Below are 20,092 nucleotides of genomic sequence, written 5' to 3'. Positions count from 1 at the left end.
CGCTCCGACACTATCATGGCGTTATCAGGAGGACCGTCATGAAAAAACTCATTCTTGCCTTTGCTTCGCTGGCCGCCCTGGCCGGCTGTGCCACCCCGGGTCCGGGCCCGGCCAACTACGGCACCCGTGCCGCCGTCCAGCAGGCCGATCCGAACGGCTGGCAAGTCGTCTCCGTCACGCCGGTGCCGCTCGGTACCGGTGAGCGCGCGGGCGATGCCGGCGTCGTCACCAGCTCGACCGTCGTCACCAACCCGGCGCCCGTCATCGCCGGCCGTCCGGTGTACGGCGCGCCCGCCTACGGTACGCCCGTGTATGGCGTCCCGGTCTACGGCGCCCCGGTGTACGAGCCCTACTATTATCCGCCGGTCTCGATCGGCCTGGGTTTCAGTTTCGGCCAGAGCTGGGGCCATCGCCACCGCGGTGGCGGCAGGCACCATGGCGGCTACCGTCGTCGTTAATGCCGGTTGCCGGCAGCACCGCGCTGCGGCAAAGTTGTAACCAAAAAGGAAGGCCGCACAGACTGTGCGGCCTTTTTTTGCGGCTTTATACGCCGGTTTTCTTACTCGTTTCTTACGTAGTCTTATGTTTGCAGCATTGTGCAATGCGTCATAGCAATCGTTTGCTGTTGGTCAATTGCTAACCTACAATGAGTTGGTCGATGGTACCTGAATGACCTGGTTCTGGTCCCGGCACGACCAAAAAACATACTACGGAGACGGCAATGAATTTCAAGTTGAAGGCATTGGTTGCAGGAGTAGCACTGGGTTTTTCGATGTCCGGCATGGCGCAGGAGCCGATCAAGATCGGCGTGTCCGGCCCCTTCACCGGCGGCTCGGCGCCGATGGGCGTGTCGATGCGTGACGGCGTCAAGCTGGCCGTGAACGAGATCAATGCCGCCGGCGGCGTCCTCGGGCGCAAGATCCAGCTGATCGAGCGCGACGACGAAGCGAAGAACGAACGCGGCGTGCAGATCGCCCAGGAGCTGATCAACAAGGAACGCGTCGTCGCCACCGTCGGCTACATCAACACCGGCGTCGCCCAGGCCTCGCAGCGCTTCTACCAGCAGGCGCAGATCCCGGTGATGAACAACGTCGCCACCGGTTCGATCATCACCCAGCAATTCGCCACCCAGCCGGTGAACTTCGTGTTCCGCAATTCGGCCAGCGACCAGATCCAGTCGCAGATGATCGTCGAGGAAGCCATCACCCGCCGCGGCTTCAAGAAGGTCGCGATCCTGGCCGACTCGACCAACTACGGCCAGCTCGGGCGCGCCGACCTGGAAAAGGCGCTCGAGAAAAAAGGCATCAAGCCGGTCGCCATCGAAAAATACAACCTGCAAGACGTCGACATGACCTCGCAGCTCTTGAAAGCCAAGCAGGCCGGCGCCGAAGCGGTGCTCACCTACGGCATCGGCCCCGAGCTGGCGCAGATCGCCAACGGCATGGAAAAGCTGGGCTGGAAAGTGCCGATGATCGGCAGCTGGACGCTGTCGATGGCGAACTTCGTCGACAACGCCGGCAAGAACGGCGAAGGCACGCGCATGCCGCAAACCTTTATCCAGGAGCCGAACACGCCCAAGCGCAAGGCCTTCATCGACGCCTACGTAAAAGCCTACAACCCGCCGGGCGGACGCATGCCGTCGGCCGTCTCCGCCGCCCAGGGCTACGATTCGATCTACCTGCTGGCCGCGGCCATGAAGCAGGCCAATTCCACCGAAGGACCGAAGATCGTCGCCGCGCTGGAAAACCTGAATACCAAGGTCGAAGGCGTCGTCACCACCTACGACAAGCCGTACACCAAGACCGACCACGAAGCGATCAACTTCAACAACACCGTGTTCGGCGAAGTGCGCGGCGGCCGCGTGGTCCACGCCAAGTAAGGCAGCGCGACAGCACGCTGTTCGTGGCCAGTCGGGTTGATCCGGGCTGGCCATTTTCTTGTTGACCGGATGCGCCGGGATCATCCCGGACCTGCGCACGTCCTCAAGGTGAAACTATGGATATCCTTCTGCAGCTCGTCTTCAGCGGAATCGCGCTCGGCATGATCTATGCCGTCGTCGCGTTCGGCTATCAACTTACCTTCGCCACTTCCGGCACCCTCAATTTCGGCCAGGGCGAAGCGCTCATGCTGGGCGCCCTGGTCGGCCTGTCGTTCGTCGGCGGCATCCACGGCGGCCCCTACATGAGCTACTGGATCATGATCCCGCTGGTGATCATGTTCGGCGCGCTGCAGGGCATGTTCGTCGAATGGATCGGCGTGCGCCCGGCCATCAGGATCAAGTCCGAATTCGGCTGGATCATGTCGACCATCGCGCTGGCGATCATCTTCAAGAACGTGGCCGAGAACATCTGGGGCAAGGACGTGCTGCCCTTCCCCTCGCCGCTGTCCTCGACCCCGTTCCAGTTCATGGGCGCCAACGTGCAGCCGATGCAGGTAGCGGTCATCATCGGCGCGCTCGCCATCATGCTGGCGGTCGAGATCTTCAACCGCAAGTCGATCTACGGCAAGGCGGTGGTGGCCACCTCGAACGACCGCGACGCGGCCGGCCTGATGGGCATTAACACGGGCCGCGTGATCACCTTCTCGTACGCGCTGTCCTCGGCCACGGCGGCCTTTGCCGGCGCCCTGATCGCGCCGCTGACGCTTACCAGCGCCACCATGGGCGCCTCGCTCGGCCTGAAAGCCTTTGCGGTGGCCATCATCGGCGGACTGACCAGCGGCCTGGGCGCGATCGTCGGCGGCCTGATCCTGGGTATCGCCGAAGTCGCCACCGGTTACTACATCTCGACCGGCTACAAGGAAGTGCCGGGCCTGATCCTGCTGCTGCTGGTTCTCGCCATCAAGCCGTCAGGCCTGTTCGGCAAAGCCGCGATCAAGAAAGTCTGACCCATGACCAAATCGAAACCGCTCCTGATCGCCAGCGTACTGGGCCTGGTCGTGCTGGCCGCGTTCCCGCACGTGTTCACCAACCCGTATTACATCCACCTGGCCGAAACCATCCTGATCTACGCGATCCTGCTGTTTGGCCTCGACATCGTGGTCGGCTACACCGGCCAGGTCTCGCTCGGCCACGCCGGCCTGTTCGGCGTCGGCTCCTACGTCACCGGCGTGCTGGTGATGAAGCTGGGCGCGCCCTGGTTCCTGGCGATACCCGCCAGTATCGGCATCGCCGCCCTGTTCGGCGCGGTGCTGGCGCTGCCGGCGCTGCGCGTGACCGGCCCCTACCTGGCCATGGTCACGCTCGCCTTCGGCACCATCGTGCAAATCCTGATCAACGAGATGACCTTCCTCACCGAAGGGCCGATGGGCATCACGGTACCGAAGCCGCACCTGCTGGGCAAGGAACTGACCGAGACCGAGTACTACTACATGGTCGCCGTGTTCATGGTGCTGTCGCTGGTGGTGGTGCACCGGCTGCTGAAATCGAACATCGGGCGCGCCTTCGAGGCGCTGCGCGACAGCCCGATCGCGTCCGACTGCATGGGCGTGTCGGTGTACCGCTATAAAGTGTACGCGTTCGTGATCAGCGCCGGTTTCGCCGGCCTGGCGGGCAGCCTGTACGCGTATTCGGAGCAGTACATTTCGCCGAACACCTACAACTTCGAACTGACCATCCTGTTCCTGCTGGCGGTGATCATGGGCGGGCGCAAGACCCGCACCGGCGTCATCCTCGGCGCGATCATCGTCGTCATGCTGCCCAGCCTGCTGTCCGACATCGCGCTGTTCCGCCGGATCGCGGTGGCCGCCGCCGTGCTGGGCGTGATCGGCGCGGCGCTGGCGCTGGCGAAAGGCCGCTCGACGCCGCGCAAGGTGCTGGTGCCGGTGGTGGCCACCATCGGTCTCGCGTTCTGGTCGTACCGGATCGAGAACATGGTCGACTGGCGCCTGACCATCTTCGGCCTGATGACGCTGTTCGTCGTCTACTACCTGCAGGACGGGATCGTCGGCTTCTTCCGCCAGCTGCTGGGCCGGCGCAAGGAACACGTGCGCGCGGTCGGCCGCGACGCCGCCACCGATGCCTTCGAAGGCGTGGCCAAGGGCACGGCAGGCGGCGACCTGCTGCGCGCCGAGCAGATCCTGATGCAGTTCGGCGGCCTGAAAGCCCTGAACCAGGTCGACCTGCACGTGGCGCGCGGGTCGGTGCATGGCCTGATCGGGCCGAACGGCTCGGGCAAGAGCACGATGATGAACGTCCTGACCGGCATCTACAAGCCGACCGCGGGCGGCGTCGTCTTCGCCGGCCAGCCGATCAGCGGACGCACGCCGTCGCAGATCGCGCTGGGCGGCATTGCGCGCACCTTCCAGAACGTACAACTGTTCGGCGAGATGACCGCCACCGAAAACGTGCTGGTCGGCCTGCACCATACCTTCCGTTCGACCGTGTTCGACGCCATGGTGGCGTCGCCGCGCCAGCGCCGCGAGGAAGCGGCGGCAAGAAGGCGCGCGGCGGCGATCCTGGAATTCGTGGGGTTGTCCGACCTGGCCGACGAGGAAGCGCGCAACCTTCCCTACGGCAAGCAGCGCCTGCTGGAAATCGGCCGCGCGCTCGGCCTGAACCCGCAACTGCTGCTGCTCGACGAACCGGCCGCCGGCCTGACCGCGCCCGACATCCGCGAACTGATGGCGATCATCCGCAAGATCCGCGACCACGGCATCACCATCATCCTGATCGAACACCACATGGACGTTGTGATGTCGATCTCGGACACGGTCACCGTGCTCGACTTCGGCCAGAAGATCGCCGAGGGGCTGCCCGCCGCCGTGCAGGCCGACCCGAAAGTGATCGAAGCCTACCTGGGCGGCGCCAGCGAAGCGCCCACATCGACCGCAGCCGCACATTAAGGAGAGACCATGTTAAAGATCCAGAACCTGGAAGCGGCCTATGGCAAGGTGCAGGTCTTGCACGGCATCTCGCTCGAGGTCCCGCAAGGCAAGCTGGTCACCCTGATCGGTTCCAACGGCGCCGGCAAGACCACCACCATGCGCGCCATCTCGGGCATGATCAAGCCGAAGGCCGGCAGCATCACGCTCGGCGACAAGGACATCACCGGCCTCGACTCGCACCGCATCGCGCGCGCCGGTCTCGCCCACTCGCCGGAAGGGCGGCGCGTGTTCGCCACCATGAGTGTGACCGACAATTTGCTGCTCGGCGCCTTTCCGCGCTTTACGCGCGCCCGGCCGAAAGGCGACGTCCAGCGCGACCTCGACAAGGCGATGGACCTGTTCCCGCGCCTGAAGGAACGGCGCAACCAGCTGGCGGGCACGCTCTCCGGCGGCGAGCAGCAGATGCTGGCGATGGCACGCGCGGTGATGCTCAACCCGGACGTGGTGCTGCTCGACGAACCGTCGATGGGCCTGGCGCCGATCCTGGTCGAAGAGGTGTTCCGCATCATCACCCGTTTGAAAAGCGAAGGCGTGACCATGCTGCTGGTCGAGCAGTTCGCGGCTGCCGCCCTGAACGTGGCCGATTACGGCTACGTGCTGGAAAATGGCCGGATCTCGGTGCATGGCGCGGCCGATAGTTTGAAGAACGATCCGAAGGTCGTGGCGGCTTACCTGGGTGGCGGGCACGCGCACTGAGATGAGCGAATCGGGTGCCTTGCAGGGGCGCGACTACGCGGCGGCGCTGTGCGTGGTCGTCGTCTGGGGCACCAACTTCGTGGCCATGAAGCTGGGCCTGCGCGAAGTGACGCCCTTCCAGCTCGGCGCCGGGCGCTACCTGTTCGCGCTGCTGCCGCTGGTCCTCTTCGTGCGCCCGCCGAAATTGGCGCCACGCTGGGTCATCCTGTACGGCCTGTTCCAGGGCGTCGGCCAGTTCGGCCTGCTGTTCCTGGCACTGCGCGCGGGCATGTCCGCCTCGCTGGCGCCGGTGATGCTGCAGATGCAGGTGTTTTTCACGGCGCTGTTCGCGTGGTTCCTCCTGAAGGAACCGGTTGGTGGCCGGCTGCAGGCCGCCATGGGCATCGCCGCCCTCGGCCTGGCCTGCCTGTGCGTCGATGCGCTCGGCCGCGGCTCGGCGGTCACGCTCACGGGATTCCTGCTGAGCGTGGCGTCGGCCGCGATGTGGGCCGCCTCGAACATCGTCGTGCGCATCGCCCAGCGCGGCACCCCGCAGTTCGACGTGTTGCCCTTCATGGTCTGGAGCAGCATGGTGCCGATCCTGCCCTTCGTGCTGCTCTCGCTCGCCTTCGATCCGCCGTCGACCCGCTGGGACTGGCGCGCGGTCTCGGGCACCGCCTGGACATCGATGGCCTATCTCGGCTGGTTCGCCACCATCCTCGGCTATGCGATGTGGACCGGCCTGTTGAAACGCCATCCGGCCAACCGGGTCGCGCCGTTTTCGCTCGCGGTGCCGCCGGTGGGCATCGCGGCCGGGATGCTGGGGCTGGACGAGGCCGTTACGCCATGGCAGTGGGCCGGTATCGTGCTGGTGGTGGCGTCACTGGCGCTGGTCATCCTGAAACCGCGAAGCGCTGCCGCTGCGCAGCTATAATGCGTCTTTCACCGCAGCTTATCTCATGGACACTTCCAAATTCTCGCGCTACCCCGGCTCCCGGCTTTTCTGGTTCCTGTTTGGCGTCATCCTCGGCAGTGCGGGCGTCTGGAGCGGACTGACACAGGGCCTGGTCGGCGAGACGCTGATCGGCCTCGGCCTGATCACGCTCGGCATCCAGGGCTTGCTGCGCCCGGTCGTGCTGACGCGCGTGGCCAGGATCAGCAAGGCCGAGATGACGCGCGAGGTGTCGGTCGGCTCGGATGCCTTGCACGGCGCGCTGTCGCTGGCAATGGCGGGGCTGCTGATCGCCGGTTTCGTGCTGAAATACCTGATGAAAATGTAAGCGGCATACGCATGCGGCTAGCCACAACTTGGTGCCTTGCGTCAACTTTCCTGTCATCATTTTACATTTCCCATCGTCAATTTAACGCATTTTCGTCGCGTTTTGCCCACGAATTTGCGTAACGAAACGACAAGAAATGCCGAATTTAACGATTGGTGATGGATTAACTGTTTCCTGTGCCTTACCCTGTAGGACCGTTCCTACACCCCATTGCACATGGACCGTTCTTACCCATCTGCCCTTCGCATCGAGCAACGCAAACGTCTGCGCCGACGGCTGGCGGGCGGCGCATTCGCCGTCCTCGCGGCATGCGCGCTGGCGTTCGCGGTGGTCCCGGAGCGCGCACCGGTAGCCCCGGCGGCACTCGCGCAGGCGCTGCAGAATAATGCCGCGGCCACGCGTTCGGACAGCCCATCGGCGCGGCGCGTGTACCGCTATTCGATCGTGCCCGGCGGCGCGGCGAACGGCGCCGAACTGGCGGATGCCGTGCGCGGCGACCGCGTCGTTGCGGCCCACTATGCCGGCTTCGACGTGCAGCACGCGCGTGCGGTCACGGTGACGCAGCCGCGCGCCGTCCACGTGTCTTACCGCAAGGGCGACACGGTGTACTGGACGGCAAAGAAGACCACGCTGAAAGCGGGCGAAACCCTGCTCACCGATGGCCGCAACGAGATGCGCGCCCGCTGCGCCAACCGCATCTCGGACGTGCCGCGCTTTCCGGTCGAGCCGCATGGCCCGACCCCGGAATCGCTCGAGGAAGTGGTCGACGACCATGGCATCGACACCGAAGGCGAGATTGCCTTCGTCGACGCGCCCGCGCCGGAAGTCGACCTGCCGGGGCAGTCGTTCCGGCCGGTGTGGCCGGACAGCGACAATCCCGTCCCGCACACCCCGGATCGCAGCAGGCCGCCGCTCGCCTTCGAGCGTCCGCCGGGCATGCCCCGGCCCTCGTTCGGCTGGCCGGGCGTGCCGCCGCAATTCACCGAGACGCCGGAGACGCCGGAGACGCCGGTGATCACGTTTGCGTCGCCGCCGCCGCTGTCGGGCTGGGTGGACGTGCCGCCCGATCTGGTCCCGCAACCGGACCCGATCCAGCCAGTGCCGCCGCCCAATCCACCGCTGGACCTGCCGCCGCCGGCCGACGTGCCCGAGCCGGCGACCCCATGGCTGGCGGCGATTGCGTTGGCAGTGATGCTGCGGCTACGCCGCCGGGCCCAGGATCTGTAGGGTGGGCCGGGCCGCGAAAGGCACTTGTGCCTGCGCGGGCTACAGGATTATCAATCGAAATGCATTTTCGACCAGCATACGCCGCACCGCGTGGGTACGAGTGCCCACCTACTAAACGCCGAACAGGTTGCCGGCATCGAGAATCGCGTATGCGATTTCCGGCTTTTCCTGCAGCCGTTTGCGCACTGCCGCCGGCACCGACTGGCGCACCTTCTTGCACAGGCCCGGCTTTTCCTCGAGCACGATGATGATGCCGCGCAGCGTGCGCACTTCCTTCGGTCCGGGTTCGATGCGCAGCTCGGCGCCGATGTTCTTGCGGATCAGTTCCTGCACGTGGCGCAGGTCGGCGTAGCTGTCGATCCGTTCGATGCGTTCGATGAGCCGCTGCTCCTGCTTGCTGTCGATCGCCAGCGGGCGCACGTCGCCGTCCGGATCGAGGATCAGGCGCTCGCGCCCGCAGACGCAGGCGCCGGGCGGACACTCGGCACGGACGGGAAACGACAGCAGGGGCAAGGAAGCGTTCACGCGTTCTCGCTCGCAGAAGGAGTTAGCGACGATTCTAGCCCAATCGCGCCGTCCAGCATCGCCAGCATCCGCGTGTGGTGCGACCCTTTCCAGAACACGCGCGCGCAGGCGTCGCAGGTAGTGAACTCGTCGTGGATCAGACGCACGGATTCCGGCAGGCGCTCGAACACCTCGGCCTTGGCGACCGGCCGCAGCGGCAGGTTGCAATGCAGGCAGCGCGTGAATGGGCGCGCCAGCGGCGCCAGCGCGAGCCGCGCCGACAGTTCGCGCAACTGCGCCTGCGGCGCGATCGTGTGCAGGTAGCAGCCGTGGTCGACCTCGCGCCGCTTGAGCAGTTCGCGGTCGCGCGTGAGGACGGTGCGGCCCTCGCGGCCGGCGATCTCGACGATTTCTTCGTTGCGGTAACCGTTGTCGTAGAGCGTATCGAAGCCGGCCATGCGCAGCAGCCGCGCCAGGGCGCCGAGATGGGCGTCGGCGACAAAACAGCGCGGGCCCAGGGTGTCGGCGCGCTGCGGATGGGCCGCGACCGTGTCGCCCTCTTCCAGCAAGCGCTCGAAACTGCCCGCTTCGCCATTCACCAGCAGGCGCCCGACCTCGGTATGCGGCACGCCCAGCGCCTCGATCATGTGCTTGGTCGTGGCGGCACGTGCGCAATCCGTCGCGAAGGCCTGCTCGCGCCGTTCGCGCGGCAGGAAGCTGTTCAATTCGTCGTAAAAGCGGAAGGTGGCCGTGACCATCGGGGACGACTTATACGGTCACGCCGCCGCAGGCATGCAACACCTCGAGCGCATTCGGCACCGCTTCGCCGGCCGCCGTGTTATCGAAGATGCACCAGACCTGGCGCCCGGCGGCGCTGTGTACGCCCAGGTCGCGCACCAGCGCATCGAGGTAGTCCTGCGTATAGGACGAGTAATAGATGCGCGGCGCGCCGTGCAGGCGCAGGTAGATGTCGTCTGTCGTCGGCACGTGCGGCCCCGGCTGGCCGGCGGCCGGGTCGGCGATCACGCGCGTGACTTTCCGTTCACGCAATACCTCGGTGGCGATGTCGCTGAACCAGCTCGGATGGCGCCCTTCGCAGGCGACCATGCAGCCGAAGGTGTCTTCGAGCTTCATGAAGAATTCGCGCGCGGTCTCGTCGTGAAAGCCGAGCTTGGGCGGATACTGCACCAGCAGGCAGCCCAGCTTTTCCTTCAGTTCGCCGACCTCGCCGGCGAAGCGCTTCAATAAATCGTCGATGTCGCGCATCGCCGCGTCATGCGTGATCGCACGCGGCACCTTCACCGAAAAGCGGAAACCTTCGGGCACGCTCTCGGCCCAGCGCGCATAGGTCTGCGGCCGGTGCGGCTTGTAAAAGGACGAGTTGATCTCCACCACCGGAAACACGGCGGCATAGCGCTCAAGGTGGCTGCCCGCTTCCGGGAAGGCGGCGGCCGCTTCCTTGGGAATGTTCCAGCCGGCGCAACCGATCAGCGGGGCGGCGGCATTGCTCTGTTTTTTCATTGACTGTATTGCAAGTAAAGTTCTCCGATTGTACGCCTGCGCTGTGCGCCGGGGCGCATGGTTGAGCTTTTGGGCGAGCGAAGCGCGCGCCACGCGCATAGTGCGCCCGTCTTACAATATCGATACCGTTTACCTCGAAGGGATTTTCCATGACCGACTCGCTCCACATCGTCTGCCCCGCCTGCGACGCCGTCAACCGCCTGAACCAGGCCCGCCTTGCTGACCAGCCCGTCTGCGGCAAGTGCGCCGCCCCGCTCTTCAATGGCCGGCCGCTCGACGTCGATCCGGCGCGCTTCAACAAGCACATCGGCCGCAACGACATCCCGGTGCTGGTCGACTTCTGGGCCGAATGGTGCGGCCCGTGCAAGATGATGGCGCCGGCCTACCTGCAGGCGGCGACCCGGCTCGAGCCGCGTGTGCGGCTGCTGAAGGTCGATACCGAGCGTGCGCAGGAGTTGTCGGCGCAGTTTGGCATCCGCAGCATTCCGACGCTGGCGCTGTTCCGCGGCGGACGCGAAGTGGCGCGCCAGGCCGGGGCGATGGATGCGGGCAGCATCGTCGCCTGGGTGCAGTCGAAGCTGTGAGCAGACACATCAGGCAACGTTAGCGAAATCGCCACGAATGGCTGCTACAATCGGGGCGAAAGCGGGATCGTCCCGCAAGGAGCCCATTCATGTCGCAACAACTCGTTCTGGACAGCGGTACCGAAGACGCCAAGCAGATGGCGCGCATCCTGTACCTGGTCCACGCCGCCACCTTCTTCTTTTCGCTGGGCATGCTGTCCTTCCTGCCGCTGATCGTCAACTACATCAAGCGCCCGGAAACGAGCGGCACCCTGGTCTACAGCCACCACAGCTGGATGATCCGCTCGTTCTGGTTCTACGCGATCTGGATGGTCGTCGGCGGCATCCTGTTCATTACCCTGATCGGCATCCCGCTAGCCTGGCTGATCTGGACGCTTGCGTGGCTGTGGAAGGCCTATCGTCTAATTCGTGGTTTTTTGGATCTGAACAGCAACAAACCGATGCCAGTCTGACGATTGTTTGACGCTTTTCGGCATATTCGCGGCTAGAATACTTTCCTGACGGCACCATCGCTGGCGCCACAACTAATCAGGACAAGATATGAAATCGGTACAGCAGGAAGTCGACGAGCGCAGCAACCTGGCGGGCACCAACAAATTCGAGCTGCTGCTGTTCCGCCTCGGCGGCGACGAGCACGGCGAGCGCAGCGAACTGTTCGGCATCAACGTCTTCAAGATCCGCGAAATCGTGGCGATGCCGCAGATTACGGCGGTGGCCGGTTCGCCGCCGCACGTGCTGGGCGTGGTCAACCTGCGCGGCCAGATCATCCAGGTGCTGGACTTGCCGGCGATCGCCGGCGTCAAGCCCAAGACCGGCCTGAACATCATGCTGGTGACCGAGTTCGCGCGCACCACGCAAGCCTTCGCCGTCGAAAGCGTCGAAGAGATCGTGCGCCTGGACTGGAGCCAGGTGATGTCGGCCGAGAAGAGCGCCGGCAGCGGCATGGTGACCAGCATCGCCCGCCTCGAGGGCGAGAACGGCGCACCCGGCCGCCTGGCCCAGGTGCTCGACGTCGAAACCATCCTGCGCAACATGAATCCGGACGCCGCGCCCGAGATCAGCCGACAGACGGTCGGCGCGAAAATCCAGATCAAGCCGGGTTCGGTGATCCTCGCCGCCGACGATTCGGTGGTCGCGCGCGCCCTGATCGAGCAAGGCCTGGACGCGATGGGCCTGCCCTTCATCATGACCAAGAGCGGCAAGGAATGCTGGGACCAGCTGAACACGATCGCCAACGCGGCCGAGACCGAAGGCAAGAGCGTCTACGACCGCGTGGCGCTGGTGCTGACCGACCTTGAAATGCCGGAGATGGATGGCTTTACGCTGACCCGCAACGTCAAGAAGCATCCGCGCTTTGCGAATTTGCCGGTGGTGATTCATTCCTCGCTGTCGGGGACGACGAACGAGGAGCACGTCAAGAATGTCGGGGCGGATGCGTATGTGGCGAAGTTTTCGGCGGAGGATTTGTCGACGACCTTGCGGCGGGTGTTGAAGCAGTAAGGGTGGACGTGCATGCAAAAACGCCGCGATGATGTCGCGGCGTTTTTTTTGGGCGGTATGTTGGCGTCACCGAATCCAGGCCGGCACGTACGGCGGGCATGCCCGGCCTACGGTGAACCTCGCGTAACGTAGGGCGGGCATGCCCGCCGCTCTTACAGCTTGCCCAACCCCTGCTCGATATCTGCAATCAGATCGGCCGTATCTTCCAGCCCGATATTGAAACGCACCAGCAAGCCCTTGCCCTGCCAGTCGCGGCGGATGGTGCTCATCCGGTACGGCATCACCAGGCTGTTCGCCCCGCCCCAGCTGTAGCCGAGCCCGAACAGGCTCAGCGAATCGACGAAGCGATCGACCTGCTCTTCCGTATAGCGCTCGTCGAAAATCACCGAGAACAGCCCGCCGGCACCGGAAAAATCACGCTTCCAGGTTTCGTGGCCGGGGCAATCGGCGAAGGCCGGGTGCAGCACGCGCGTGATTTCCGGACGCGCCTTGAGCCAGGCGGCGACGGTGCGCGCCGCGGCGTCGTGGGCCTCGAAGCGCAGCTTCATGCTCGGCAGGCCGCGCATCACGAGATAGGCGTCGTCGGCGCTGACGCCCTGCCCCAGGCGCATGTGCGCCATCGCCAGCTTGTCGTGCACGGCGCGCTCGCGCGTGATGACGGCGCCCATCAGCACGTCCGAACCGCCGGACTGGTACTTGGTCAGCGCCTGCATGATGATGTCGACGCCGAGGTCGAAGCCGCGCAGGGCCAGGCCGGCCGACCATGTGTTGTCCAGCGCGACCAGCACGCCGCGCGCCCTGGCGGCGGCGCAGATCGCGGGCAGATCCGGCACTTCCATCGACACCGAACCCGGCGCCTCGGTCCAGATCAGCTTCGTGTTCGGCTGGATCAGGTCCGCGATGCCGGCGCCGATCAGCGGATCGTAATAGCGCGCGGTGATGCCGAAGTCGTTCGACAGCCAGCGGCCCAGTTCGCGGTTCGGGTTGTAGACGTTATCGGGCAGGAGGACGTCGTCGCCGCTTTTGAGCAGCGCGAAGTCGACCATCGCGATCGCCGCCAGGCCCGAGGGCGCCAGCAGGCAGTGCGTGCCGCCTTCGATTTCGGCCAGGCGCGCTTCCAGCGTGAAGGTGGTGGGCGTGCCGTGCAGGCCGTAGGTATAGGCGTTCTTTTCTTTCCACTCGCCCGAGCGCATCGCCGCGACGTTCTTGAACAGGACGGTGGAGGCGTGGTGGATGGCGGGTGGGAAGGCGTCGAAGCCTTCCGGGGCGACGTAATCCGTGTGGATGAGCTGTGTCTGGAGGGACTTCTTCGTCATGGCGCCCTTTCGGATAAAAATTTCGTGCAGAATATCGACGGCCATAGACCGCGTGGGCACAAGTGCCCACCCTACAGAAGCGGATTACGCCAAGGTGGCCCACAGGTCGTGGGCGTCGGCCTTGGTCACGACCACGTCGACGAACTGGCCCACGGCCAGCTTCGACTTGGCGCCCATCAGCGGACGCTTGATGTGGACGACGCCGTCGATTTCCGGCGCATCGGCGCTCGAGCGGCCGATGGCTTCGCGCGCGCCAACCTCGTCGACCAGCACGCGGATGGTCTTGCCGACTTTGGCCTGCAGGCGCTTCATCGAGATTTCCTCCTGCAGCAGCATGACGCGCGCGCGGCGTTCTTCGCGCACCTCTTGCGGCACCGGGTTGGCCAGTTCGTTGGCGGTGGCGCCTTCGACCGGCGAATAGGCGAAGCAGCCCAGGCGGTCGATCTGCGCTTCGCGCAGGAAGTCGAGCAGGTATTCGAACTCTTCCTCGGTCTCACCCGGGAAGCCGGCGATGAAGGTCGAGCGGATCGTGAGGTCCGGGTTCATCTTGCGCCAGGCCAGGATGCGGTCCAGGTTCTTTTCGCCGCTGGCCGGACGCTTCATGCGCTTCAACACGTCCGGATGCGCGTGCTGCATCGGGATGTCGAGGTAAGGCAGCACGTGGCCGTCGCCCATCAGTGGGATGACCTGGTCGACGTGCGGGTACGGGTAGACGTAGTGCAGGCGCACCCAGGCGTCGTACTGGCGCGCCAGCTGGCCGAGCGCCTCGGTCAGTTGCGTCATGTGGGTCTTGATCGGACGGCCGTTCCAGAAACCGGTGCGGAATTTCACATCGACGCCGTAGGCACTCGTATCCTGCGAGATCACCAGCAGTTCCTTGACGCCGGCCTTGAACAGGTTTTCGGCTTCGATCAGCACTTCGTGGATCGGGCGCGAGACCAGGTCGCCGCGCATCGACGGGATGATGCAGAAGCTGCAGCGGTGGTTGCAGCCCTCGGAAATCTTCAGGTAGGCGTAGTGCTTCGGCGTGAGCTTGACGCCGTGGTCGGGCATCAGGTCGACGAATGGGTCGTGCGGTTTCGGCAGGTGCAGGTGCACCGATTCCATCACCTCGGCCATCGCATGCGGACCGGTCACGGCCAGCACCTTCGGGTGCACCTGGGTGATGATGTCCTGTCCGGCCGCATCCTTCTTCGCGCCCAGGCAGCCGGTGACGATCACTTTACCGTTTTCGGCCAGGGCTTCGCCGATGGCGTCGAGCGACTCCTGCACCGCGGCGTCGATGAAGCCGCAGGTGTTGACGATCACCAGGTCCGCGCCGGCATACGACTTGGCGGTCTGGTAGCCCTCGGCGCGCAGCTGGGTCAGGATCTGTTCCGAGTCGACCAGCGCCTTGGGGCAGCCGAGCGAGACGAAACCGACCTTGGGTGCGGCCGCAGGCGCGGCTACAGCGACTTCAGGATTGGTGGCGGGGACGGGATTGCGGCGGAGTTCGAGCATGGGCAGGAGGCTGGGAAAAATTCTGGGCAATCCGCGATTGTACAGGAAGCGCGGTTTCAGGAGAACCGTGGGGGTGGTTTTGCGAGGGGGGGTGGGTGCGCGTGCAACGGCGTTGGCAACTTGAAAACGCATGGATTTGTTGGGTTGGCAATTCCATGGCCGCCAGCATCTGCGGTGGTCAGGCGAGTGTCGCCGATCACCGCGTGGGCGGGAGACCCGCCCACCTTACGTCCCTGATCATTGGTATCGACAGGATTCGGGGGCGAAGAGCATACCCGTAAGGTGGGCGGGTCCCCCGCCCACGCGTTCAACCAGCCCTTGCACAGCCCAAAAAACAAATGCCCGGCACACGGCCGGGCATTTTGTGCAACGAATTCAAAATTACTTCTTGTCCGTCGGCGTCGTCGGCGGGAACGGAAACGCGCTGAACAGCACCTTGCTCTGGTTCTGCATCTGCTCCTGCATCTGCATGAACAGGTTCTTGCTCTGGTCGATGTAGTTGTTCATCATGCCCTGCATCATCGGGCCCTGGACGTTCATGAACTGGGTCCACATTTCCGGGCTGAAGGGCTTGCCTTCGAGGGCGCCGGCGGCGTTGCTGGTGAACTTGTTCTGGATGTCGGTAAACGCCTGAACATTCTTTTCCAGGTAGGAGCCCATCATGCCCTGCATCGCATGGCCGTAGTAGCGGATGATCTGGGACAGCACCGCACTCGAAAACATCGGCGCGCCGTTCGCTTCCTCTTCCAGGATGATCTGCAGCAGGATCGCCCGGGTCAGGTCTTCGTTCGTCTTGGCGTCGACCACCGTGAACTCGTCGGCGTCGAGGACCAGCTGCTTCACGTCCGTCAGGGTGATGTAGGAACTGGTCTGGGTGTCGTAAAGGCGACGGTTCGGGTATTTCTTGATCAGGCGTTCAGTACTGTTTTTTGCACTACTCATCTCAAGTTCCATTGATGCGCCCGCCTTGTGGGCAGAACGCTGCAAAGATTGTAGAAAAATTCTCCGGATCGCCGGCGGCGAGTTCCTGTCCCGTCCGGATGTTGCCGGACGGGACAAACCGAATAAAAATACCACGTTCGATGCGCAGGTGCAGCAATTATCGCTTTTGCTACTGAATTTATTTCAAAGCAAGATGCATAAAGCAAGACATCGCAATAGCACCCGTCCCTCCGCCATTGCTAGGCGCGCGCTTTCACGTAACGGCCCGGCGCCGGTTCGGTCGGCTGGTACTGCGCATTGCCGGCCTGAGTCGGTGCCGGCACCTCGTCGCCGCCATGTTCTTTCAGGAAGCGCGCCCATTCGGGCCACCAGCTGCCCTTGTTTTCAGTCGCGCCGGCAAACCATTCCTCGGGCGTCGGTGCGCCCTTGCGGCCTTTCTTTTCGTTGATGCCGTCGTTCACCCAATAGCTGCGCTTGCCCTTCGAGGCAGGATTGATGACGCCGGCGATGTGGCCCGAAGCGCCCAGCACGAAACGGTTTGCCTGCGGCTTCTTCGGGTTCAGCAGCCGGTTCGATGCGAACGCGGCCGGCCACGGCACGATGTGGTCTTCCTTCGAACCGTAGATGAAGACCGGGGCATCGATAGTGCCGAGGTCGACCTTGACGCCGCAGACCGTCAGTGCGCCCGGCACTTTCAGCTTGTCTTCGAGATAGGTATTGCGCAGGTACCAGCAGAACATCGGTCCCGGCAGGTTGGTGCTGTCGGCATTCCAGTACAGCAAATCGAAGGCCGGCGGCGTCTTGCCCTTCAGGTAATTTTGCTGGACGTAGTTCCATACCAGGTCGTTCGGGCGCAGCGCCGAAAAGGTCGTTGCCAGGTCGCCACCGGGCATGATGCCACCCTTGCCCAGCTTGGCTTCGCGCTGCGCCACCTGGGTTTCGTCGATGAAGACTTCGAGCACGCCGGTATCGGAAAAATCGAGCAGCGTCGTCAGCAGCGACAGGCTGGCCGCCGGCTGCTGCCCGCGCGCGGCCAGCACCGCCAGCGCGGTGGCGGCGATCGTGCCGCCGACGCAGAAGCCGAACACGTGCACCTTGTCCTGGCCGCTGATCTCGCGCGTCACCTTCAGCGCCTCGATGGCGCCGCGCTCGACGTAATCGTCCCAGGACAGCTTGTCCATCGACTGGTCAGGATTGCGCCACGACACCATGAACACGGTATTGCCCTGCTCGACCGTATAGCGCACCACCGAGTTTTCCGGCTGCAGGTCGAGGATATAGAACTTGTTGATGCAGGGCGGAATCATCAGCAGCGGCACGGCGCGCACCGTCGGCGTGGTCGGGCTGTACTGGATCAGCTGGAACAGGTCGTTTTCGTAGACCACCTCGCCCGGCGTGGTGCCGACGTTCTTGCCGACTTCAAACGCCGACTCGTCAGTCTGGGAAATGCGGCCTTTGCGCATGTCTTCCAGCATGTTCTGCAAGCCCTTGGTCAGGCTTTCGCCCTTGGTTTCGATGAGCTTGGCCTGCGCTTCCGGATTCGTCGCCAGGAAATTGGCCGGCGACATGGCGTCGACCATCTGCTGCACCGCGAAACGGATCTTCTGGCGCTCGCGCGCGCCGCCTTCGACGGCCTCGGCCAGGGCCATCATGAATTCGCCGTTGAGCAGGTAGGAAGCGGCGGTGAACGCCGCGAACGGCGTTGCAGTCCACTCGGAACCGGAAAAGCGCTTGTCGTGCAGGGCCGGCGTCTTGCCGGACATGAAGTCCTGCCACAACTGCCCCGCCTTCTGCAGGTAATCCTGGCGCAGCGCGTCCATGCGCGCGGGCGCGATGGTGACGTTGAAATCCTTGAACACGCCGGCCAGCGGATTGGACGGCATGGCCGTGCCGAGGCCGCCCATGGCGGGCATTGTTGTCCAGTCCTGCCAGGCTGACGGGTTGGCCAGCTGGTTCATCCAGTTGGCGGCGAAAGCTTGAGGGTCGGGCATATTCATGTCGGCGTCCGTTCAGATTGGCTTTAAGATGAAGCTTTGGATGTGGAGAGACAGCATGTGGATCGTTGCAATCGGCTGGAGCTATGTCGTCATCCTGATGGCAGCGACCGAAACGTCGTTCATCGCGGGACTGATGACGTTTCTTATGTACTGCATGATACCCCTGTCTATACTTTTTTACATCACCGGAGGAAAGCGGCGTCAGGCGCACCGCGCGCTGCGCGCCGCGACCGTGGCGCGGCAGGCGGCAGAAGCGAACGCCGTGGATGGAACAGTTGTTGCAGAAAATGCACAGGCCGCCAGCGACGAGGCGGAAGCCAGGAAGTCTTGATGAAGCCGAAGTCTGCTACTTGAGCCAGATCAAACTCACCTGGCGTCCCGTCACGCCGTCGCGGCGGTAGGAATAGAAACGGTCGGCTTCGGTATGGGTGCAATACGCGCCGCCGGCGACGCTGTTGACGCCATCCCGCGCCAGCATCAGGCGCGCCAGCGCGAACATGTCGGCCAGGTACTTGCCTGGACTATCCGAACGCGGCACGAAGGCAAAGCCGACGTCGACGCCCGGCAGTGCGGCGGCGAAACTGTCGAACACGTCCTGCCCGACCTCGAAGGCTTGCGCGCCGATGGCCGGCCCCATCCACGCCGTGATCTCGCCGGCGCCCGCCGCGCGCATGGCGGCCACCGTCTGCCCCAGCACGCCGCCGGCCAGCCCGCGCCAGCCGGCGTGGGCCGCGCCCACAACCCTGCCCGCCCGGTCGGCGAACAGCACCGGCAGGCAGTCGGCGGTGAGGATGGCGCAGACTACGCCGGACGAAGTAGCGATGCTGGCGTCGCCGACGCGCACCGGCTGGTCGACCCCGACCGTGGCCGCGTCGACCACGGCGGCGCCATGCACCTGGGATATCCAGGCCGGACGGCCAGGCAGCAGTGCCTGCAGGCGCGCGCGGTTGGCGGCAACGGCAGCCGGGTCATCGTTCACATGCAGGCCGAGGTTCAGCCCGCCGCCGCCAAGCCCGTCGCCGTAGGGTCCGGTCGAGACGCCGCCACGGCGCGTCGTCGCCAGCGCGCCGATGTTGGCAGGCGCATCCGGCCAGTCGGGAATGACCAGGTCCAACCCCTCCATTACGCGGCTTCCGGCTCGGGAATACCGGCCTTGGCGATCAGCTCGGCGAAGTCGGCGGCCAGCGGCACGACCCATTCGCATTGCTCGCCCGTGTGCGGGTGCACCAGGCCGAGGCGGCGCGCCTGCAGCGCCTGGCGGTGGAACACCGGGCTCAGGTGCGTCTTGCCGTAGACCGAATCGCCCACCAGGCCGAAGCCGATCGAGAGCATGTGCACGCGGATCTGGTGGGTGCGCCCGGTTTCCAGGCGACACTGCACCAGGCTGACCGGACGGCGGTCGAGCATGCCTTCGGCCACGCGCGTGTAGTGGGTGATCGCCGGCTTGGCGCCCAGGCTGGTCGAGACCGCCATCTTGACGCGGTCTTTCGGGTGGCGCCCCATCGGCGCGTCGATCGTGCCCGACAGTTGCGGCGTGCCCCAGACCAGCGCGAAGTATTCGCGCTTGACGGTGCGTGCCTGCAGCTGGCGCACCAGGTCGGTCTGCGCCGCCAGCGTCTTGCCGACCACCATCAGGCCGCTGGTGTCCTTGTCGAGGCGGTGCACGATGCCGGCGCGCGGCACCGAGCCCAGCTGCGGCGCATGGTGCAGCAAGCCATTGAGCAGCGTGCCCGACCAGTTGCCGGCGCCTGGATGCACGACCAGGCCGGCCGGCTTGTTGATGACGAGGATGTGCTCGTCCTCGAAGACGATGTTCAGCGCGATTTCTTCGGGTGCAAAGGCAGTGTCTTCGGGCGCCGGCTGCGGCAGCACTTCGATCGTTTCGTCGCCATAGGCCGTGGCCTTGCCCTTGGCCGGCTTGCCGTCGACCAGCACGTGGCCGCCGTCGAACCAGAGTTGCAGGCGGCTGCGCGAGAATTGGGGCACGAGGCCGGCAACCACCTTGTCGAGACGCTGGCCGCAGGCGGACTCGTCGAGGTGCAGGGTGATCGGGGAGAGGTCGATGCCGCTCGGAGGAAGGAACTCCGTCTCGATGTCATCGTCGAAATCCGGATCGGGGGGCAAATCGGCCGAAATCGGCGCAGGAGTTAATATCACGTTAG

General features: G+C 64.7%; 22 protein-coding genes. 12 read left to right on the top strand and 10 right to left on the bottom strand.

Annotated elements, in window-relative coordinates; translation table 11 throughout:
• The first annotated feature begins 38 nt into the window (after window positions 1–38).
• The 8 genes from AC56LG_RS15470 (at window position 39) to AC56LG_RS15435 (ending at window position 8,066) form a co-directional block, all read left to right on the top strand.
• A complete protein-coding gene (locus AC56LG_RS15470; protein WP_497166958.1) occupies window positions 39–458 on the top strand; it encodes a hypothetical protein in 420 nt (139 codons plus the stop codon).
• Between the two features lie 263 nt (window positions 459–721).
• Window positions 722–1,879, top strand: coding sequence for an ABC transporter substrate-binding protein (locus tag AC56LG_RS15465; protein WP_497166957.1), 1,158 nt, complete (start codon window positions 722–724; stop codon window positions 1,877–1,879).
• A 116-nt stretch (window positions 1,880–1,995) separates the two neighbouring features.
• The gene (locus AC56LG_RS15460) at window positions 1,996–2,886 is read left to right on the top strand and encodes a branched-chain amino acid ABC transporter permease (protein WP_497166956.1); all 891 of its coding nucleotides are present in this window, start codon (window positions 1,996–1,998) and stop codon (window positions 2,884–2,886) included.
• A gap of 3 nt (window positions 2,887–2,889) precedes the next feature.
• Complete coding sequence (locus AC56LG_RS15455) at window positions 2,890–4,842, top strand: branched-chain amino acid ABC transporter ATP-binding protein/permease (RefSeq protein WP_497166955.1); 1,953 nt, start codon at window positions 2,890–2,892, stop codon at window positions 4,840–4,842.
• Between the two features lie 9 nt (window positions 4,843–4,851).
• The gene (locus AC56LG_RS15450; RefSeq protein WP_497166954.1) at window positions 4,852–5,580 is read left to right on the top strand and encodes an ABC transporter ATP-binding protein; all 729 of its coding nucleotides are present in this window, start codon (window positions 4,852–4,854) and stop codon (window positions 5,578–5,580) included.
• Window position 5,581: 1 nt separating this feature from the next.
• Entirely contained in the window at window positions 5,582–6,493 is a 912-nt protein-coding gene (locus tag AC56LG_RS15445) for an EamA family transporter (RefSeq protein WP_497166953.1), read from the top strand.
• 25 nt (window positions 6,494–6,518) lie between these two features.
• Window positions 6,519–6,839, top strand: a complete 321-nt coding sequence (locus tag AC56LG_RS15440; RefSeq protein ID WP_497166952.1) for a hypothetical protein — start codon at window positions 6,519–6,521, stop codon at window positions 6,837–6,839.
• A 216-nt stretch (window positions 6,840–7,055) separates the two neighbouring features.
• Window positions 7,056–8,066: a PEP-CTERM sorting domain-containing protein gene (locus tag AC56LG_RS15435; protein WP_497166951.1), complete on the top strand. Its 1,011-nt coding sequence runs from the start codon at window positions 7,056–7,058 to the stop codon at window positions 8,064–8,066.
• Window positions 8,067–8,177: 111 nt separating this feature from the next.
• Here the strand turns inward: AC56LG_RS15435 and AC56LG_RS15430 are convergent, their stop codons facing one another.
• From AC56LG_RS15430 to AC56LG_RS15420, 3 genes are read right to left on the bottom strand one after another with little or no spacing between them, the layout of a single operon-like run.
• On the bottom strand, window positions 8,178–8,591 hold the full coding sequence (locus tag AC56LG_RS15430) for a hypothetical protein (protein ID WP_497166950.1): 414 nt from the start codon (window positions 8,589–8,591) through the stop codon (window positions 8,178–8,180).
• Window positions 8,588–9,328 carry a Mut7-C RNAse domain-containing protein gene (locus tag AC56LG_RS15425; RefSeq protein ID WP_497166949.1) on the bottom strand — a complete coding sequence of 247 codons (741 nt, stop codon included), beginning with the start codon at window positions 9,326–9,328 and terminating at the stop codon, window positions 8,588–8,590. Before AC56LG_RS15425 ends, AC56LG_RS15430 begins: the two co-directional genes overlap by 4 nt.
• 10 nt (window positions 9,329–9,338) lie before the next feature.
• Complete coding sequence (locus AC56LG_RS15420) at window positions 9,339–10,091, bottom strand: DUF72 domain-containing protein (RefSeq protein ID WP_497166948.1); 753 nt, start codon at window positions 10,089–10,091, stop codon at window positions 9,339–9,341.
• Between the two features lie 149 nt (window positions 10,092–10,240).
• Here AC56LG_RS15420 and trxC point away from each other — a divergent pair, with 149 nt between their 5' ends.
• From trxC to AC56LG_RS15405, 3 genes are all read left to right on the top strand, one after another.
• The gene (gene trxC / locus AC56LG_RS15415; RefSeq protein ID WP_497166947.1) at window positions 10,241–10,675 is read left to right on the top strand and encodes a thioredoxin TrxC; all 435 of its coding nucleotides are present in this window, start codon (window positions 10,241–10,243) and stop codon (window positions 10,673–10,675) included.
• An 89-nt stretch (window positions 10,676–10,764) separates the two neighbouring features.
• The gene (locus AC56LG_RS15410) at window positions 10,765–11,127 is read left to right on the top strand and encodes a DUF4870 family protein (RefSeq protein ID WP_497166946.1); all 363 of its coding nucleotides are present in this window, start codon (window positions 10,765–10,767) and stop codon (window positions 11,125–11,127) included.
• 88 nt (window positions 11,128–11,215) lie between these two features.
• Window positions 11,216–12,175 carry a chemotaxis protein gene (locus tag AC56LG_RS15405; protein ID WP_497166945.1) on the top strand — a complete coding sequence of 320 codons (960 nt, stop codon included), beginning with the start codon at window positions 11,216–11,218 and terminating at the stop codon, window positions 12,173–12,175.
• A gap of 152 nt (window positions 12,176–12,327) precedes the next feature.
• Here AC56LG_RS15405 and AC56LG_RS15400 read toward each other — a convergent pair whose 3' ends face one another.
• The 5 genes from AC56LG_RS15400 to phaC form a co-directional block, all read right to left on the bottom strand.
• Entirely contained in the window at window positions 12,328–13,491 is a 1,164-nt protein-coding gene (locus AC56LG_RS15400) for a cystathionine beta-lyase (protein WP_497166944.1), read from the bottom strand.
• An 84-nt stretch (window positions 13,492–13,575) separates the two neighbouring features.
• On the bottom strand, window positions 13,576–14,991 hold the full coding sequence (gene rimO, locus AC56LG_RS15395; RefSeq protein ID WP_497166943.1) for a 30S ribosomal protein S12 methylthiotransferase RimO: 1,416 nt from the start codon (window positions 14,989–14,991) through the stop codon (window positions 13,576–13,578).
• A 381-nt stretch (window positions 14,992–15,372) separates the two neighbouring features.
• On the bottom strand, window positions 15,373–15,933 hold the full coding sequence (gene phaR, locus AC56LG_RS15390) for a polyhydroxyalkanoate synthesis repressor PhaR (RefSeq protein WP_192050422.1): 561 nt from the start codon (window positions 15,931–15,933) through the stop codon (window positions 15,373–15,375).
• A 1-nt stretch (window position 15,934) separates the two neighbouring features.
• Window positions 15,935–16,090 (bottom strand): hypothetical protein, encoded by a 156-nt coding sequence (locus AC56LG_RS15385; protein ID WP_497166942.1) that lies wholly within the window; start codon window positions 16,088–16,090, stop codon window positions 15,935–15,937.
• An 82-nt stretch (window positions 16,091–16,172) separates the two neighbouring features.
• Complete coding sequence (gene phaC, locus AC56LG_RS15380; RefSeq protein ID WP_497166941.1) at window positions 16,173–17,930, bottom strand: class I poly(R)-hydroxyalkanoic acid synthase; 1,758 nt, start codon at window positions 17,928–17,930, stop codon at window positions 16,173–16,175.
• Window positions 17,931–17,985: 55 nt separating this feature from the next.
• Between phaC and AC56LG_RS15375 the strand changes: the two genes are divergently transcribed.
• Entirely contained in the window at window positions 17,986–18,261 is a 276-nt protein-coding gene (locus tag AC56LG_RS15375; protein WP_497166940.1) for a hypothetical protein, read from the top strand.
• A gap of 15 nt (window positions 18,262–18,276) precedes the next feature.
• Here AC56LG_RS15375 and pgeF read toward each other — a convergent pair whose 3' ends face one another.
• Both pgeF and AC56LG_RS15365 read right to left on the bottom strand, forming a co-directional pair.
• Entirely contained in the window at window positions 18,277–19,053 is a 777-nt protein-coding gene (gene pgeF / locus AC56LG_RS15370) for a peptidoglycan editing factor PgeF (protein WP_497166939.1), read from the bottom strand.
• Window positions 19,053–20,087 carry an RluA family pseudouridine synthase gene (locus AC56LG_RS15365; protein WP_497166938.1) on the bottom strand — a complete coding sequence of 345 codons (1,035 nt, stop codon included), beginning with the start codon at window positions 20,085–20,087 and terminating at the stop codon, window positions 19,053–19,055. Before AC56LG_RS15365 ends, pgeF begins: the two co-directional genes overlap by 1 nt.
• Between the last annotated feature and the right edge of the window lie 5 nt (window positions 20,088–20,092).

Source organism: Telluria sp. ZB2R32 (genome assembly GCF_059685715.1).
The sequence above is the reverse complement of the archived record's forward strand: the minus strand, read 5'-3'. Positions and strand labels throughout refer to the sequence as shown.

What these genes read in the sequence shown, in the direction of transcription:
- AC56LG_RS15470 (WP_497166958.1), top strand. Translation starts at nt 39, where the DNA reads ATGAAAAAACTCATTCTTGCCTTTGCTTCGCTGGCCGCCCTGGCCGGC.
- AC56LG_RS15465 (WP_497166957.1), top strand. Translation starts at nt 722, where the DNA reads ATGAATTTCAAGTTGAAGGCATTGGTTGCAGGAGTAGCACTGGGTTTT.
- AC56LG_RS15460 (WP_497166956.1), top strand. Translation starts at nt 1,996, where the DNA reads ATGGATATCCTTCTGCAGCTCGTCTTCAGCGGAATCGCGCTCGGCATG.
- AC56LG_RS15455 (WP_497166955.1), top strand. Translation starts at nt 2,890, where the DNA reads ATGACCAAATCGAAACCGCTCCTGATCGCCAGCGTACTGGGCCTGGTC.
- AC56LG_RS15450 (WP_497166954.1), top strand. Translation starts at nt 4,852, where the DNA reads ATGTTAAAGATCCAGAACCTGGAAGCGGCCTATGGCAAGGTGCAGGTC.
- AC56LG_RS15445 (WP_497166953.1), top strand. Translation starts at nt 5,582, where the DNA reads ATGAGCGAATCGGGTGCCTTGCAGGGGCGCGACTACGCGGCGGCGCTG.
- AC56LG_RS15440 (WP_497166952.1), top strand. Translation starts at nt 6,519, where the DNA reads ATGGACACTTCCAAATTCTCGCGCTACCCCGGCTCCCGGCTTTTCTGG.
- AC56LG_RS15435 (WP_497166951.1), top strand. Translation starts at nt 7,056, where the DNA reads ATGGACCGTTCTTACCCATCTGCCCTTCGCATCGAGCAACGCAAACGT.
- AC56LG_RS15425 (WP_497166949.1), bottom strand. Translation starts at nt 9,328, where the DNA reads ATGGTCACGGCCACCTTCCGCTTTTACGACGAATTGAACAGCTTCCTG.
- AC56LG_RS15420 (WP_497166948.1), bottom strand. Translation starts at nt 10,091, where the DNA reads ATGAAAAAACAGAGCAATGCCGCCGCCCCGCTGATCGGTTGCGCCGGC.
- trxC (WP_497166947.1), top strand. Translation starts at nt 10,241, where the DNA reads ATGACCGACTCGCTCCACATCGTCTGCCCCGCCTGCGACGCCGTCAAC.
- AC56LG_RS15410 (WP_497166946.1), top strand. Translation starts at nt 10,765, where the DNA reads ATGTCGCAACAACTCGTTCTGGACAGCGGTACCGAAGACGCCAAGCAG.
- AC56LG_RS15405 (WP_497166945.1), top strand. Translation starts at nt 11,216, where the DNA reads ATGAAATCGGTACAGCAGGAAGTCGACGAGCGCAGCAACCTGGCGGGC.
- AC56LG_RS15400 (WP_497166944.1), bottom strand. Translation starts at nt 13,491, where the DNA reads ATGACGAAGAAGTCCCTCCAGACACAGCTCATCCACACGGATTACGTC.
- rimO (WP_497166943.1), bottom strand. Translation starts at nt 14,991, where the DNA reads ATGCTCGAACTCCGCCGCAATCCCGTCCCCGCCACCAATCCTGAAGTC.
- phaR (WP_192050422.1), bottom strand. Translation starts at nt 15,933, where the DNA reads ATGAGTAGTGCAAAAAACAGTACTGAACGCCTGATCAAGAAATACCCG.
- phaC (WP_497166941.1), bottom strand. Translation starts at nt 17,930, where the DNA reads ATGAATATGCCCGACCCTCAAGCTTTCGCCGCCAACTGGATGAACCAG.
- AC56LG_RS15375 (WP_497166940.1), top strand. Translation starts at nt 17,986, where the DNA reads ATGTGGATCGTTGCAATCGGCTGGAGCTATGTCGTCATCCTGATGGCA.
- pgeF (WP_497166939.1), bottom strand. Translation starts at nt 19,053, where the DNA reads ATGGAGGGGTTGGACCTGGTCATTCCCGACTGGCCGGATGCGCCTGCC.